This window comes from Buchnera aphidicola (Ceratovacuna keduensis) (assembly GCF_039372665.1).
GTDB classification, from domain to species: Bacteria; Pseudomonadota; Gammaproteobacteria; order Enterobacterales; family Enterobacteriaceae; genus Buchnera_G; species Buchnera_G aphidicola_D.
Genome location: NZ_CP134994.1, coordinates 280,810 through 297,250, shown reverse-complemented (window position 1 = coordinate 297,250; position 16,441 = coordinate 280,810). Strand labels below are relative to the sequence as shown.

Sequence of the window (16,441 nt, the reverse complement as noted above, 5' to 3'; positions counted from 1 at the left end):
TTATTTTAAATTATTTTAATAAAAAATATTTTTTTAAAAAATTATTTTATATTTATTATTTTTTAAAAAGTTATATTTTTAAATATTATTTTATTTTTAAAATTGTTTTCTTTAAAAAATATATTTAATTTTTTTATATTTGGATTTTTTAATTTTAAATTTTTAAGTTTATTTTTTATTTTAAAATTTAAATTTAATCTAGTAAGTTTTAATGAAAATATTGTTTCTTTTTTTTTTTCTTTTAAATTTTTTATTATTTTTATTTTGTTTTTTATATTTAAATATTTTATTTCTTCTATATTTTTATATATATTTTTTAAATTTTTATATTTTTTTATAAGTATTTGTGCTGTTTTTTTTCCTATACATGGAACTCCAGGTATATTATCAGATTTATCTCCTACTAATGATAAATAATCTGGTATATTTTTTGGAAATATTTTGTATTTTTCTTTTACTTCATTTTTTCCTATTATTTTATAGAAATTTTCTAAAATAAATGTTTTTGAATTTATTATTTGATATATGTCTTTGTCATTAGTTAATATAAATACATAATTTTTTTTTTTGTTTTCTATTTTTGATAATATTCCAATTGTATCATCTGCTTCTATTAATGGTATACTTACTATAGGTATTCCTAAATTTTTTATTAAAAAGTTTAATGGTTTTATTTGATCTATAATTTCTTTTGGCATAATAGATCTATTTTTTTTATATTTTTTAAATATTTTTTTTCTAAAATTTTTTTTTTTAGAATCAAATACAAATATTATATTATTTGGATTATATTTTTTATAAATTATATTTATCATGTTAATAAATCCATATATTATATTTGTTGGTTTTCCAAAATTGTTTCTTAACATTGGTATTGCAAAATAATATTTATACATATAATAGGTGCCATCTATTATAAAAGTTTTATTTTTCATTTTTTTATAAAAATATTTTTATTTGTTTTTTATATCTTAATTTTATAGTTTTGTTTTATTAATTGTTCTTCTATTCTAATTAATCTATTATATTTACAAGTTCTTTCTGATCTAGACATAGACCCTGTTTTTATTTGTCCTGATATAGTCCCTATAGATAGATCAGATATAAAAGTATCTTCTGTTTCTCCAGATCTATGAGAAATAATTGTGTTATATTTATGTTTTTTTGCTAAGTTAATAGTTTTTAATGTTTCTGTTAAAGTTCCTATTTGATTTAATTTTATTAAAATGGCATTAGCAGCTTTTTTTAAAATTCCTTTTTTTAATATTAATGGATTAGTTACAAACAAGTCATCTCCAACTATTTGTATATCATTTCCAATTTTTTTTGTTTGATATATAAAACCTTTCCAGTCATTTTCTTCTAATCCATCTTCTATAGATTTTATAAAATATTTCTCAGACATTTTTTTTAAATATTTTGTAAATTCTTTATAATTTAAAAATTTTTTTTCACTTTTTATTTCATATTTTTTTGTAAATTTGTTGTATAATTCTGAACCAGCACAATCTATAGCAATATTTATGTCTTTTCCTAATTTATATTTTGTATTTTTAATTGATTTTTCTATTAATTTAAAAGATTCTTCATTATTTTTCAAGTTTGGCGCAAAACCTCCTTCATCTCCTACTGATACACTAATATTATTTTTTTTTAATATATTGTATAGTGAATGAAAAACTTCACATCCCATTCTTATAGATTTTTTTATTGATATATTTTTTGAAGGTTGTATCATAAATTCTTGTATATCTAAATTATTATTAGAATGTTTTCCACCATTTATTATATTTATCATAGGTCTTGGAACTATTATTTTTTCTTTTTGATCAGATAATTTATATATATATTCATATAAATTAATTTTTTTATATTTTGAGTATGCTTTTGCTATAGCTAATGATACAGAAAGTATTGAATTTGATCCTAAATTAGATTTATTTTTTGTACCATCTTCTTTTATCATTATTTCATCAATTTTTTCTTGTTCTTTTGCATTTTTATTTTTTAATATTTTTGATATTATATTATTAACATTTTTAACTGCTGTTAATACTCCGTTTCCAAAAAAATATTTTTTATCGTTATCTCTTAGTTCTAATGCTTCTTTAGATCCTGTAGAAGCTCCTGATGGAACACTTGATTTTCCAAAAGATCCATCTTCTAAATATACTTCAGATTCTATTGTAGGATATCCTCTAGAATCTATTATTTCTCTTGCAAATATTTTTTTTATTTTTGACATTTTTATTTTTTATAATTTTTAGTTTTAAATAGTTTTTAAAATGTTTTAAAAAATTGTATTATTTTTTTAATTTTGTTATACATGTAAAAGTAATATTTTTATGTTTTTTTAAATTGTTTAACATAAAATATCCTATTCTTTCAAATTGTATATAATTTTTTAAAATTTTAGATAATATATCTTTTTGTGAAAAACCTATTTTAACTTTTTTTGAATTTTTATCTATATATTGTATCATATTTTTTTTCTTTTCAGGATATTTAGTTTTAAATAAATTTTTATATATTTTAAATTTTGTTTTAATAGAATCTTTTATAGATATCCAATGTATTATTGCAATTTTTTTTTTTTTTTTATTTTTTTTATTAGTTATTTTTTTGTAATATTTACAATAAATTTTTTCTATTTTATTTAATTTATTTTTTTTTATTTTTTTTGCTTTTATAAAATATGAATATCTTAATTTTACTTTTCCATTTATAAAAAGTTTTTTTTTATTTTTTGATGTTTCTTCAAAATCTTTTTTTTCTATATATATTTTTTTCCTAAGTATAATTTTTTGTGTTCCAAATTTTTTTATTTTAGGATGATTTGGTATTTTTATTATTTTTTTATAATTTTTTGGTAAATTATATATTATAACTTTTATAGGATTTAATACAGCCATAGCTCTTTTTACTTTATTTTCTAAATCTTTTTTTATAAAATGTTCTAAATAAGACATTTGTATAAAATTTTCTTTTTTAGTTATTCCTATATAATTACAAAAATTCATTATTGATACAGGAGTATATCCTCTTTTTCTTAATCCAGATATTGTTAATAGTCTAGGATCTGACCAATTTTTTATTATATTATTTTTAATTAATATTTGTATTTTTCTTTTTGAAAGAATGTTATTTTCAATATTTAATCTAGCAAATTCATATTGTTTAGGTTTATTTTTAACTTCTATATTTTTTAATATCCAATTATATAAAATTTTATTGTCTGTAAATTCTGTAGTACAAATAGAATGAGTTATTTTTTCTATATAATCTGATATACAATGTGCGAAATCATATGTAGGATATATACACCATTTTTTTTTTGTTTGATGATGTTTTTTAGTTTTTATAATTCTATATAATACTGGATCTCTCATTATAATTATTTTTGATTTCATATTTATTTTAGCTCTTAAACACATACTTCCATCTTCGAAATATCCATTTTTCATTTTTTTAAATAAATTTATATTTTTTTTAATTTTTCTATTTCTAAATGGACTATTTTTACCTTTTTTTGTTAAATTTCCTCTATATTTTTTTATTTCTTTTTTATTTAATTTGTCTATATATGCTAATCCTTTTTTTATTAATATCATTGCATATTTATAAAATATTTCAAAATAATTAGATGCATATTTTATATTTTTACTATATTTAAATCCTAACCATTTTATATCTTTTTTTATTGAATTTATATATTTTTTTTTTTCTTTTAATGGATTTGTATCATCAAATCTAAGATTGCATTTTCCTGAATATTTTTTTGATATATTAAAATTTATAAAAATTGATTTTGCATGACCTATGTGAAGATGACCATTTGGTTCTGGAGGAAATCTTGTTTTAACATTTAATGAATTATTTTTAAACATATCTTTTTCAATTATTTTATATATAAAATTTGTATTTATATTTTTATTATTATTTTTCATTTTTTTTTACAATTTTTATTACAATTTTTATTAATTATATAATAATTAAGTATAAAATTATTTTTATTTTTTAAAACATTTTTAAAATTTGTTGATAATTTTTTTATAATTTAGTATATTTTAATTTTAAACTGTTTTTATTAATAATTATAAAGCTATGTAGCTCAGATGGTTAGAGCACAGCACTCATAACGCTGAGGTCATGGGTTCAATTCCCATCATAGCTAAATTTTTATTTTTAAATAAAATATATATCAATTTTATAATATTTGCGGAGATGGCGGAATAGGTATACGCATCAGATTTAGGTTCTGACGCTTTTAAAGCATGCGAGTTCAAATCTCGCTCTCCGTATTTTATTTATAAAATTTTGTTTTTTGGGGTATAGCCAAGTGGTTAAGGCATCGGTTTTTGATACCGGGATCCCTGGTTCGAATCCAGGTGCCCCAGTTTTTTATATTTTTATATTTTCAATTTTTTAACGTTTTTCTTGTAAGACTATTTTTATGAATATAAAAAAATTAAAAAAGATGTCTTCTATTGCTGCATTAAAATATATTACTAAAGATTCTATTTTAGGAATAGGGACAGGTAGTACTGTTATAACTTTTATAAAGCAATTAAAAAAAGTTTCTAATTTTATAAGAGGTGTTGTTTCTAGTTCTAAAATTTCTAGTTTTTATTTAAAAAAATATAATATAAAAATATTTGATTCTAGAGAAATAGATAATATAGAAATTTATATAGATGGCACTGATGAAATAAATGATAATATGCAAATGATAAAAGGAGGAGGAGGAGCTCTTACAGGAGAAAAAATTTTAGCAGGTATGTCAAAAACTTTTGTTTGTATAGCGGATTTTACTAAAAAAGTAAGTATTTTAGGAAAAAATAATCCAGTTCCTATAGAAATTATTTCTATTTCTTATTCTTTTGTAAAAAAAAAAATAATTGAGTTGGGTGGTTATCCAGTATTAAGAAAAAATTTTTTTACTGATTATAATAATATTATTATAGACGTATATAACCTTTTTTTAAAAGATCCTGTAAAAATAGAAAAAAAAATTAATAATATACCCGGAGTGGTTACTGTAGGAATATTTTCTATTAGAAAAGCAGATGTTGCTTTAATTTCTCATAAAAATAAAATAGAAGAAATAAAAAAATAATATTTTTATAAAAACATATTATTTTTAATGTTTTATATTTTTTCTATTATTTTTTTTTTTTTTATTGATATAATTTTTTCTTTTATAAATTTCATTTTATTTTTATTTTTTATTTTTTTTTCTATATTGTTTTTTAAGTATTTTTTAGATATTTTTAATCCAAATGTTTTTATATTACTTTTTTTTATATTATTAAGTATTTTTGAAGAATATGTTAGTTTTTTATTTTTTAAGATTTTTTTTACTTTATTACAAGCTTTTTCATATTCTTTTGAATTTGTATTTGAATCTAATATTTTTGCAATTTTTTTTATTTTTTTTAATATTTTTAAACTAATTTTTATGAACGTTTTTTTCTTATTGTTTATATATATTTTTTGTCCAGGTTTTTTTCCTTTTATACATATGTTTTCCCAATTTTTATTTATTTTTTTCATTTCACATTTTTTTATATATGGAGATTTTTTTGATATACACCAAATTAAAAATAAATCTAAGAAAAAAATTTGATATTTTTTTATTCCTATATTAGAAAATGGATTTATATCTAATGATCTTATTTCTATATATTTTATTCCTCTTTTTTCTAAAGCATTTAATTGAGTTTCATTTTTTTTAGTATTTTGTTTAGGTCTTATTTGAATATATAATTCATTTTCTAATTGTATTATATTATCATTTATTTGTTGTTTTTTATTTTTTATTTTTTTAAAATCTTTATCTTTTGTATTTAATGCTTTTTTTACTTTTTTTATATATTCTGATAAAGAATTAAATTTTATATTTATTTTTTTTTTTATATTGTTATAATTTCCAAATTTGCTATTTCTTAATGAAGTAGACCATTTTGAAAATAATATATCTTCTTTTTCTTTAAGATAATATTTATTTATTTTTATTTTATTTTTTGTTTTAATTTTTTTTGAAATATATGGTGAAGCTCCAAATACATATGATATAAAATAACCAAATCTATAATAATTTCTTATTATATGCATATATCCTTTTGAAATCATATTTTTATTTATTTTTTTTTTATTTATATACTTTTTCCAAAATTTTGAAGAAAAAGAAAAGTTATAGTGTATTCCAGATATTATATTTTTGTAAGTTCCATATCTATTTTTTAATCCTATTCTATATAGTTCTTTTTTTTTTCCTATAATAGAATTTCCATATTTTGCTATTTTTATTATTTTTTCATTTTTTGGATAATAAGGAGGAATACTTAAAGGCCATAACATTTCTTTATTTAAATTTTTTATTGTATATATATAAATATCTTTTAAAAATTTTTTTAATTCATTAATGTTTTTTGTTTTAGGACTAACAAATTCTATTAAATTTTCTGAAAAATCAGTAGTTATCCATTTATGTGTTAATGAAGATCCTAATTTTTTAGGATGCAATTTTTTAGAAAAATTTCCATTTTCATCTATTCTTATAGATTCTCTTTCTATGCCTCTATAAATTTTTTTAAATATTTTTCTATTTTTTTTTATCCACTTTAAGTTACAAAAATGTTTTAATATCAAATTTTTGCTCCATATTTTTTAGAATTTTAAAATAATAATTTATAAAAAAAATATTTTAAATTATAAAATTTATAAATATTTTTATTGCATCCGGAAGGATTCGAACCTTCAACCTCTCGGTTCGTAGCCGAGTGCTATATCCTAATAAGCTACGGATGCTTATTTTTATAATAATATATTAAGATATTATATTTTATGTTAGAAAAAATATTATTTTTTTTTAACCTAAAAATAGGTGAGAGAGGGATTCGAACCCTCGATACATTTATTATGTATGTTCCCTTAGCAGGGGAATACCTTAAGCCTCTCGGTCATCTCACCAAATATTTTTTTTTTATTACAAATTAGATTGTACTTTTTTTGTTCATTAAGTCAATTGTTTTTTAATAAAAGTTAAAACTCCGTCTTGCCTTAATTGTAAGCAAGACGTAGTATTTATTTAACTATTTTTTTTTCTGACTGTATTCTTTCGTATATTTCTTCTCTATGTACAGATATATTTTTTGGAGCATTTATACCAACTCTTACTTGATTTCCTTTTATTCCTAATACAGTTACTGTAATTTCATCACCTATTACTAAAGTTTCTCCTATTCTTCGAGTTAGTATAAGCATATTTTTCCCTTTTTATATTTAATATAACATTTTTATTTATATTAAAATATTTTTATATTTTTAATTTTTTTTATTTTTATTTATATGGAAACCAAACATTTATATTTTTTAATATTTTTTTTGTTAAATTTATATTTTTATTTCCTCCTTGAGCTAATTTTATTTTACCTCCACCAGTTCCATTAGTTTTTAAATTTATTATTTTTAATATTTTTTTAGCATTTATTTTTTTTGATATATTTTTTGAGATTTTAACAATTATAGATATATTTTTATTTTTTATATTTGCTATTATTGTTATTATTTTATTATTTATTTTTTCTAAATTATCTATAAATTTTCTTATTAATATATTATTTTGATTATATAAAAATTTTATTACTATAGAATATTTATTTATTTTTAATATATTTTTTAATGTTTTTTTTATTTTTTTATTTAATAATTTTTCTTCTAATAAAAACATTTTTTTTTCTAGTAATTTATTTTTTTCATTTATTGAATTAATATATTTTAATATATTTTCTTTTTTTATTTTTTTTTTTACTGATATATTATTTATTATTTTTTCATTTTTACATATTTCTTTTAATGCATAATTTTTTGTTAAAGCTTTTATTCTATAATTTTTGTTTGATATTTTGTATATTTTAAAAATTTTAAATATTCCTATTTCTCCTGTATTTTTAACGTGAGTTCCTGAACATGGTTCTAAAGAAAAATTTCCTATTTTTACTATTCTTACATTTTCATATTTTTTTTTTTCTAATTTATTTTTTTTATAAATTTTTTTATATTTTTCTAAACTTACAATTTTTATTTTTATGGCATTGTTTTTTTGTATTTCTTTATTTATTATTTTTTCTATTTTGTAAATTTCTTCTTCTAAAATTTTTTTATTATATGAAAAATCAAATGTAAAATATTTTTTTTTAATATTTGAACCTTCTTGATGTATTTTTTTTCCTAAAATTTTTTTTAAAGTTTTATGAAGAAGATGAGTTGAAGTATGATTTGATTGTATATTTAATCTTTTTTTATAATCTATTTTTGTTTTTACTTTATCTTGTATTGAAAAATTTCCTTTTATTACTTTTCCTATATGAACTATTGTATTGTTTATTTTTTTTGTATTTTTTACTATAAATGTAGAATTTTTGTTATATATTTTTCCTGAATCTCCAATTTGTCCAGATGATTTTCCAAAAAAAGTTGTTTTTTTTAGTATAATTTCACCTTTTTCTTTTTTTCTTATTATATTTTTTCTTTCTTCATTTATATATATATCTATAATTTTACTATTTATTTTTTTTAATTTATATCCTAAAAATTTTGTTTTATTTAAATTTAAAATATAATTTTTATATTTTTCTTTGAATTTATTATTTTTTTTATTTATTTTTTTTTGTTTTTCTATTATTTTCAATATTTTTTTTTTATTTATTTTTATATTATGTTTTTTACATTCATATATAGTTATATTTATAGGAAGACCTAATGTATCATATAGATAAAAAACTGTTTTTTCATTTATATTTTTTTCTAATATTCTTTTTTTCAAATATAAAAATCCTGTTTTAATAGTATTTTTAAAATTTTTTTCTTCATTTTTTAAAATTTGTTTTATTTTTTTATTATATATTTTATTTTTATTTTTTTTTAAAACTTTTTTTATTAAAATATATAAAAATGGAGTTTTTATATTTAAATTATTTCCATGAATTATTATTCTTCTAATTATTTTTCTTAATATATATCCTTGATGTTTATTAGATGGCATTATACCTTCTAACATTATAAAATATACAGTTCTAATATGATCCAAAATTATATTAACAGATTTTTCATATATTTTTTTAGATTTACTTATTTTAATTATTTTTTTTCTAATGTTTTTAAAAATGTCTATTTCATAAGTAGATTTTTTATTTTGTAATATATGAGCGATTCTCTCTAATCCCATTCCTGTATCTATATATAAATTATTTAATTTTATAAATTTATTTTTTTTAATTTTATTATATTGTATAAAAACTATATTCCATATTTCTACAAAATATTTTATTTTTTTTTTATTTTTTATATAACATTTTTTATAAAATATTTCTGTGGAAGGGCCACATGGTCCAGTTTTTCCCATTTCCCAAAAATTTTCAAAACTATTTTTTTTTGATATTTTTATATTTTTTTTTGATATTTTTATTATGTTTAACCATATATTATAAGTTTCTAAATCTTCATAATTTACTGTTACAAATAATTTTTTTTTTTTTAAATTAAAATATTTTTTATTAGTTAATAATTTCCATGCATATAAAATTGCTTTTTTTTTAGAATAACTACCAAAACTAAAATTTCCTAACATTTCAAATAATGTATGATGACATGAAGTAATACCTACTTGTTTTATATCATTATGTTTTCCTCCTGTTCTAATACATTTTTGTGATGTGACAATTTTATTATATTTTATATTTTTTTTTCCTAAAAAATATTCTTTAAATTGATTCATTCCAGCATTTGTAAAAAGTAATGTTTTATCTTTTTTAGGTATTATTGGTCCACCTTTAAGTATTTTATGACCACGTTTTTTAAAGAAATTTAAAAACATTTTTTTTATTTTATAAGATTTTATTTTCATTTTATTATTTTTTTTATATTTTTTTAATATATAATTTATATTTATAATTTAATTTTAATATATATTTTATTTTAAAAATATTAAAAATTGTATTGATTATAATATTTTATGTTTTACTTATGGTATTTTTTATATTTAATTATATTATTTTTAGAATCTTTATTTTTATTAAATTTTTTAAAAATAATTATAAAAAAAATAGTTTATATATTTTCATTTTTAAAAAATAATTTTAAATTTTTTTTTTATTATTACTACAATATTTTTTATGAATTATAAAATTGGTACAAAAAATGTATTTTTAATTAATTTTAAAAAAAAATGTAGAATAGACATTATTTTACAAAAAAAAAATCCTAAATATTCTAGATCTAAAATTAAACGTTTTTTTATTAATGGAAGAGTTTTTTTAAATGGAATTATTTGTAAAAAACCTAGTAAAAGAATTAATTATTCTATAGTAATGTTTATAGAAAAATCTTATAAAAAAAAAATATTTTTGCCAGAAAATATTTATTTAAATTTTATATATATAGATAAATATATAGCTATAATAAATAAAAAAGATAACATTGTAATGCATCCTGGTAATGGTAATAAATCTGGAACTATATTAAATGCTATATTACACTATTTCAAAGAATCTAAAAATATTCCTAGAGCAGGAATAGTTCACAGACTTGATAAAGATACTACAGGACTATTAGTTTTAGCAAAAAATTTGTTTTCTTATAATAAACTTTTAAAATTAATAAAAAAAAGAGAAATAATTAGAGAATATGAAGCTATTGTATTAGGAAATATATTTTGTAATGGATATATTTCAGCGCCTATAAAACGTCATAAATTTTTTAAAACTAAAATGTGTGTTAATAAATATGGAAAAAAAGCAGTTACTTATTATAAAGTTATTAATAGATTTTCTAATTGTACACATCTTAGAATAAAATTGAAAACTGGTAGAACACATCAGATAAGGGTACATTTTTTACATATTAATCATCCAATAATAGGAGATAAAAAATATTTTGACAATAGAAATATACATTTTTTAAAAAAAGATTGTTTTAATTATATAAAAAAATTTCCTAGACAAGCATTACATTCAATAATGATAAAATTTAAACATCCTAAAAAAAAAAAAGTATTAAAATTTTGTTCTGATCTTCCAAAAGATATTAAAAAATTAATAAAAGTTTTAAAAAATAAATTTTAATAATATTGCACTTTTCTAATAATAAAAAAAAAGAAAAGTGCAAAAATTTTTTATATATTTTTTAAATTTTAACAATTATTTTTATTTTTTATTATTTTTTCATTTATTGCATCTAATGCTAAAAAATATCCTTTTGTTCCTAATCCACATATTATTCCAGAAGAAATATCAGATAACCATGAATTTGCTCTAAAATTTTCTCTAGAATATATATTAGATATATGTACTTCTATGAATGGAATTTTAACCGATAATAAAGCATCTCTTAATGCTATACTAGTATGTGTATATGCTGATGCATTTATTATAATATATTTTACTAAATTTTTTGATATTTGAATTTTTTCAATTAATTTAGATTCAGAATTAGATTGAAATGTTTTTAAATTAATTTTAAAAACATTTGCTTTTTTTTTTAGTTTTTTTACTAATTTTTTTAAAGTAGTTTTTCCATATATTTTAGTTTCTCTTTTTCCCAATAAATTTAAATTAGGACCATTTATTAATAAAACTGTTTTTTTTTTCATAAAAATATTTTTTTTTATAAGAAATTTTTATATAAAATAATATTAATAATATATTATTTTAACTAATATATATAGTTTTAGAATTTTTATAAAAATAATATAAAAAAATGTAAAATTAATTTATTATTTTAATAATATATAAAATTTTATTATAAAATGTTTATATCATGCAGATTTACTGCATGATTTTTTAAATTAAAAATTTATTTAATTTTTTTTTTAATTTTTCTTTCTTTTATTTTATAAGATTTTCCATGTAATTTTCTTATGTAATATAATTTAGACTTTTTTACTTTTCCATATTTTTTTATTTCTATATTTTTTATTATAGGAGAATATTTTTTAAAAACTTTTTCTATTCCTTCTCCATTTGATATTTTTCTAACACAAAATGATGATCTAAATCCTCTATTTCTTATATAAATAACTATTCCTTCAAAATTTTGTATTCTTTTTTTTTCTCCTTCTAATATCCAACTTTGTACATTAATAGTATCACCTGATCTAAATTTTGGTATTTTTTTTAGTATATTTTTATTTTCTATTTTCTCTATAATTTTTTTCACAACTTTTCATCTTATTTTTATTTAATATTATTTTTTATATTTTTCTTTAAATATATTTAAAATTTTTTTTTTATTTTTTTTAAGTTTTTTTTTAAACAAATCTGGTCTTTTTATTAAAGTTGTTTTTAATGATTCTTTAATTTTCCATAGTTTTATATTTTTATGATTTCCTGACAATAAAACTTTAGGAACTTTCATGCCTTTAAATTTTTTTGGTTTAGTATAGTTAGGATAGTCTAATAATCCATTAAAAAATGAATCTTCTTTAATACATTTTTTTTTTAAAATTCCAGGTATAAATCTAATAATGCATTCTATTAATACCATTGATGGTATTTCTCCTCCAGATAAAACATAATCTCCTATTGATATTTCTTCATCTATTTCTTTTAATATTATTCTTTCGTCTATTCCTTCATATCTTCCACAAACTAATATTAGTTTATTACATTTTAATATATTTAATATATTTTTTTTATTTATTTTTTTTCCTTGAGGAGACAAATAAATAGTTTTTATATTTTTTTTTTTATATAATGATTTTATATGTTTTATAGTTTTATATAGTGGATATGGATTCATTATCATTCCAGGACCTCCACCATAAGGTTTATCATCTATATTTTTATTTTTTTTATTTGTAAATTTTCTTGGATTCCAACATTTTATTTTTAATATTTTAGATTTTATTGATTTTTTTATTATTCCATATTTTAATATAGACTTAAACATTTTTGGAAATATTGTTATAATATTTATTATAGTATTATTTTTTTTTTTCATATACTATTTTAAACAAAATGTGAATAGTTTTTTATTATTATTTTTTTTTTATATAAATCTACATTTTTTATATATTTTTTAATTATAAATGGTATTAAAATTTCTTTTTTTTTAATTTGTTTTTTATTTGTTTTTATTACTAATATATCATATGTTTTTATATCTATAATTTTGTTTATTTTTCCTAAATATATGTTTTCTTCATTAAATATTTTACATTTTATTATGTCTTTCCAATAATATTCATTGTTACCTAATTTAGGTAAGGAAGAATTTTTTATAAATATATTTTTTTTAACAAATTTTTGTGATTTTGTTCTATTTGTTATATCAAATATTTTTATTAATATTTTTTTTTTATTTTTTTTCCATTTTTCTATTTTTATAACTTCATATTTTTTATTTATATATATATATAATGGAGAATATTTAAATATTGTTTCTTTATTTTCTGTAAAAGAAACTATTTCTAACCAACCTAAAATTCCATATGATTTTATTATTTTACCAGTTATAAGCATAATTTATTTTTCTTTATTATACTTTTTACTCTTTTTGAAAATATAGCACCTCTTTTTAACCAAAATTTTGTTCTTTCTTCTGAAATATAAAAATTTTTTTTTAAATTTTTATTTATAGGATTATAATGTCCTATTTTTTCTATAAATCTACCGTTTTGAGGAAATCTTACATCAGAAACTATAATTTTATAAAATGGTTTTTTTTTAGATCCTTTTCTTGAAAGTCTTATTTTTATCATATTATATTTTTTCCTATTTTTTTAAAAAATTTTCTTTGTAAAAAAGTTTTTAAAAAAATTCTTTATACCATTTCTTTTTATTTTTTTCATCATTTTTTTTACATTATTAAATTTTTGTAATAATATATTAACTTGTTGAACTGTTGATCCAGATCCTAAAGCTATTCTTTTTTTTCTTGATCCTTTTATTATTTTAGGATTTTTTCTTTCTTCTTTGGTCATAGAAAGTATTATTGTTTTAAAATTTTTTACTAAAGAATTATTTAAATTTTTTAATTTTTCATTTTTTTTTACATATTTAAAAGGTATCTTATCTATTATTTTTTCTATTCCTCCTATCTTATTTAATTGATCAATTTGTTCTAAAAAATTATTTAAATTAAAAGTATTATTTTTATTTATTTTATTTTTATTCGAAATATATTTATCTTTTTTTATTTTAAGATTTATTTTTTTTATTAAAGATGTTACATCTTCCATTCCTATTATTTTATTAACTATTTGTTTAGGATCAAATATTTTTATTTTATCTATTTTTTCTCCATTACATAAAAATTTTATTGGTTTTTTTGTTATTATATTAGCTGAAAGAGCAATACCACATCTTGCATCACTATCTGTTTTAGTTAATACTATTCCTGTTATTTTTACATATTTTTTAAAAGTTTTTATTATTTTTATAGAATCTTGACCTATCATAGCATCACATACTAATAAAGTTTCTATAGGATTTAAAAATTTTTGAAAATTTTTTAAATCATTCATCATTTTTTTATTTATATGTAATCTACCAGCTGTGTCTACAACTATACAATCATACATTTTTTTTTTTGCTTCTTCTATTCCAAATTTTAATATTTTATTATATTTTTTTTTATTATGAACATCTAAAAAATCTATTTTTGCTAATTTTGATAAAAATTTAAGTTGTTCTATTGCTGCAGGTCTTTTTATATCTAAAGAAAATGTACCAACTTTTTTTTTATATTTATTTTTTATAAAATTTGCAATTTTTACTACACTAGTGGTTTTACCCATTCCTTGTAATCCCACTATTAATATAATAGCTGGAATTTTTGTGGATAAATTTATAAAATTAGGATTTTCTCCAAATTCTGAAATCATTTCTTTTTGTATAATATTTATTAATTCTTGACCTGGTGTAAAACTTTTGTTTATTTTTTTTCCTATAGCTTTTTTTTTTATTTTTTCTATAAAAATTTTGATTATTTTAATTGGAACATCTGATTCTAAAAAAGATTTTCTTATTTCTCTTATGGTTTCTTTTATATTTTTTTCTGTAATTATTCCTGATCCAGATATTTTTTCTATAATTTTTTTAAAATTTTCTTTTATATTTTTAAACATTCTTTTCTCTTAATATAAACTTCGTTAAGTAAAAAAATTTATTTAATATTTTTTATATTTAGTATAAAATATTAAATTAAATTTTTATTTTTATAATTTCCTATTATTTTTATATTTTTTGATATTTTTAGCATTTTTTTTAATATAAAATTTATATTTTTTATTAAATAACTATTATTTATTAGTTCAATAAAATATATATTTTTATAGTTTTTTATTTTTGATTTATTACATATAACTGTTTTTATTTCTATTTTATTTTTATATAAAATATAAAAAATTTTATTTGGAAATTTATTATTTTTATAAGAAAATCTTATTAACAATATATTTTTTTTATTTTTTAATTCTACATTTTTTTTTTTTAAAATTATAAATTTAGTAAAATTTTTTTTTTCATCATTTATATTTTTTTTTAAAATTTTTAATTTAAATAAATTTATATTTTTTTTGTTCCCTATAGCTGCTACATTATTATCTTGTTTATTAATTATTTTTTTTATAGCAAACGATGTACTTTTCATAAATTTTATATTACTTTCTTTATAAAATTTCTTTATAAATTTTTCACACTGTAAAAATGGTTGTATATGAGTATATATAGTTTTTATTTTTTTTATTTTAATATTTTTTTTTGAAAATAAGCAATGATTAATTTTTAAATATATCATTTCTACAATAAATAATTTAGTTTTCTCTAAAATATCATATATTTCATTTATTTTACCTGTATTTGAATTTTCTATAGGTAATATTGCAATTTCTGTTTTTTTTTCTTTTACATATTTTTCTACATTTTTAAAATTTGTATATTTAAGTTTTTTTTTATATATATTTTTTTTTTTACAATATTTTTTTAAAGCATAATATGAATATGATCCTTTAGGTCCTAATAGTGATATTTTTTTTGTTATTAATTTTCCAAATATTTTTTTTTGTATTTTTATAGAATATTTTATTATAGTTCTAAAAATTTTTTTTATATATTTTTTAGAAATATTATATTTTTTAGATTTATTATATATATTTAATAAAATTTCTTTTTCTCTATTTTTATCTTTTATGTTTTTTTTAATACATATTTTTATTTTTGCAATTTTTTTAGAAATATTATTTCTTTCAAACAATAAATTAATTATTTTTTTATCTATTTTATTAATTTTTTTTCTAAAATTTAAAAGATTTATTTCTGAATTCATAAAAATTTTTGCTCTTATTTTATAAAAAAAATAAATTAGAATTTTAATATAAAATTATAATATTTAAAAAATATAAGATAATTTTTATTTTAATAGTTTATATTATTTTACTTTA

At 16.4% G+C, this 16,441-nt stretch carries 15 protein-coding genes and 5 tRNA genes; 5 read left to right on the top strand and 15 right to left on the bottom strand.

What is annotated here, in order from left to right; translation table 11 throughout:
• Nucleotides 1-62 precede the first annotated feature (62 nt).
• From RJK19_RS01415 to glnS, 3 genes are read right to left on the bottom strand one after another with little or no spacing between them, the layout of a single operon-like run.
• A complete protein-coding gene (locus tag RJK19_RS01415; RefSeq protein WP_343183929.1) occupies nucleotides 63-935 on the bottom strand; it encodes a 5'-3' exonuclease in 873 nt (290 codons plus the stop codon).
• A gap of 29 nt (nucleotides 936-964) precedes the next feature.
• Nucleotides 965-2,245: a phosphopyruvate hydratase gene (gene eno / locus RJK19_RS01410; protein WP_343183928.1), complete on the bottom strand. Its 1,281-nt coding sequence runs from the start codon at nucleotides 2,243-2,245 to the stop codon at nucleotides 965-967.
• 58 nt (nucleotides 2,246-2,303) lie between these two features.
• Entirely contained in the window at nucleotides 2,304-3,947 is a 1,644-nt protein-coding gene (gene glnS / locus RJK19_RS01405) for a glutamine--tRNA ligase (protein WP_343183927.1), read from the bottom strand.
• A 153-nt stretch (nucleotides 3,948-4,100) separates the two neighbouring features.
• On the opposite strand from glnS, the gene RJK19_RS01400 reads away from it, so the two are divergent.
• From RJK19_RS01400 to rpiA, 4 genes are all read left to right on the top strand, one after another.
• Nucleotides 4,101-4,174 (top strand) — tRNA-Met (locus RJK19_RS01400).
• A gap of 44 nt (nucleotides 4,175-4,218) precedes the next feature.
• Nucleotides 4,219-4,301, top strand: a tRNA-Leu gene (locus RJK19_RS01395).
• Between the two features lie 24 nt (nucleotides 4,302-4,325).
• A tRNA-Gln gene (locus RJK19_RS01390) sits at nucleotides 4,326-4,397 on the top strand.
• Between the two features lie 56 nt (nucleotides 4,398-4,453).
• A complete protein-coding gene (gene rpiA, locus RJK19_RS01385; RefSeq protein WP_343183926.1) occupies nucleotides 4,454-5,116 on the top strand; it encodes a ribose-5-phosphate isomerase RpiA in 663 nt (220 codons plus the stop codon).
• 32 nt (nucleotides 5,117-5,148) lie between these two features.
• On the opposite strand, the gene gshA is transcribed toward rpiA, so the two are convergent.
• From gshA to alaS, 5 genes are all read right to left on the bottom strand, one after another.
• A complete protein-coding gene (gene gshA / locus RJK19_RS01380) occupies nucleotides 5,149-6,651 on the bottom strand; it encodes a glutamate--cysteine ligase (RefSeq protein WP_343183925.1) in 1,503 nt (500 codons plus the stop codon).
• An 85-nt stretch (nucleotides 6,652-6,736) separates the two neighbouring features.
• Nucleotides 6,737-6,810 (bottom strand) — tRNA-Arg (locus RJK19_RS01375).
• Nucleotides 6,811-6,884: 74 nt separating this feature from the next.
• A tRNA-Ser gene (locus tag RJK19_RS01370) sits at nucleotides 6,885-6,972 on the bottom strand.
• Between the two features lie 114 nt (nucleotides 6,973-7,086).
• Entirely contained in the window at nucleotides 7,087-7,266 is a 180-nt protein-coding gene (gene csrA, locus RJK19_RS01365; RefSeq protein WP_343154662.1) for a carbon storage regulator CsrA, read from the bottom strand.
• Between the two features lie 76 nt (nucleotides 7,267-7,342).
• Nucleotides 7,343-9,907 carry an alanine--tRNA ligase gene (gene alaS, locus RJK19_RS01360; RefSeq protein WP_343183924.1) on the bottom strand — a complete coding sequence of 855 codons (2,565 nt, stop codon included), beginning with the start codon at nucleotides 9,905-9,907 and terminating at the stop codon, nucleotides 7,343-7,345.
• Between the two features lie 268 nt (nucleotides 9,908-10,175).
• On the opposite strand from alaS, the gene RJK19_RS01355 reads away from it, so the two are divergent.
• Nucleotides 10,176-11,123, top strand: coding sequence for an RluA family pseudouridine synthase (locus RJK19_RS01355; RefSeq protein ID WP_343183923.1), 948 nt, complete (start codon nucleotides 10,176-10,178; stop codon nucleotides 11,121-11,123).
• 68 nt (nucleotides 11,124-11,191) lie between these two features.
• Here the strand turns inward: RJK19_RS01355 and aroQ are convergent, their stop codons facing one another.
• The 7 genes from aroQ to RJK19_RS01320 all read right to left on the bottom strand — a co-directional run bounded on the left by aroQ (nucleotide 11,192) and on the right by RJK19_RS01320 (nucleotide 16,326).
• A complete protein-coding gene (gene aroQ, locus RJK19_RS01350) occupies nucleotides 11,192-11,650 on the bottom strand; it encodes a type II 3-dehydroquinate dehydratase (protein WP_343183922.1) in 459 nt (152 codons plus the stop codon).
• Nucleotides 11,651-11,853: 203 nt separating this feature from the next.
• On the bottom strand, nucleotides 11,854-12,216 hold the full coding sequence (gene rplS / locus RJK19_RS01345) for a 50S ribosomal protein L19 (RefSeq protein WP_343183921.1): 363 nt from the start codon (nucleotides 12,214-12,216) through the stop codon (nucleotides 11,854-11,856).
• A 27-nt stretch (nucleotides 12,217-12,243) separates the two neighbouring features.
• Entirely contained in the window at nucleotides 12,244-12,999 is a 756-nt protein-coding gene (trmD, locus tag RJK19_RS01340) for a tRNA (guanosine(37)-N1)-methyltransferase TrmD (RefSeq protein WP_343183920.1), read from the bottom strand.
• Nucleotides 13,000-13,007: 8 nt separating this feature from the next.
• A complete protein-coding gene (gene rimM, locus RJK19_RS01335; protein ID WP_343183919.1) occupies nucleotides 13,008-13,520 on the bottom strand; it encodes a ribosome maturation factor RimM in 513 nt (170 codons plus the stop codon).
• The gene (gene rpsP, locus RJK19_RS01330) at nucleotides 13,511-13,759 is read right to left on the bottom strand and encodes a 30S ribosomal protein S16 (protein WP_343183918.1); all 249 of its coding nucleotides are present in this window, start codon (nucleotides 13,757-13,759) and stop codon (nucleotides 13,511-13,513) included. The genes rimM and rpsP overlap by 10 nt, the downstream gene beginning before the upstream one ends.
• 21 nt (nucleotides 13,760-13,780) lie before the next feature.
• Nucleotides 13,781-15,127, bottom strand: a complete 1,347-nt coding sequence (locus RJK19_RS01325; protein WP_343183917.1) for a signal recognition particle receptor subunit alpha — start codon at nucleotides 15,125-15,127, stop codon at nucleotides 13,781-13,783.
• Between the two features lie 71 nt (nucleotides 15,128-15,198).
• Nucleotides 15,199-16,326: a prephenate dehydratase domain-containing protein gene (locus RJK19_RS01320; RefSeq protein ID WP_343183916.1), complete on the bottom strand. Its 1,128-nt coding sequence runs from the start codon at nucleotides 16,324-16,326 to the stop codon at nucleotides 15,199-15,201.
• Between the last annotated feature and the right edge of the window lie 115 nt (nucleotides 16,327-16,441).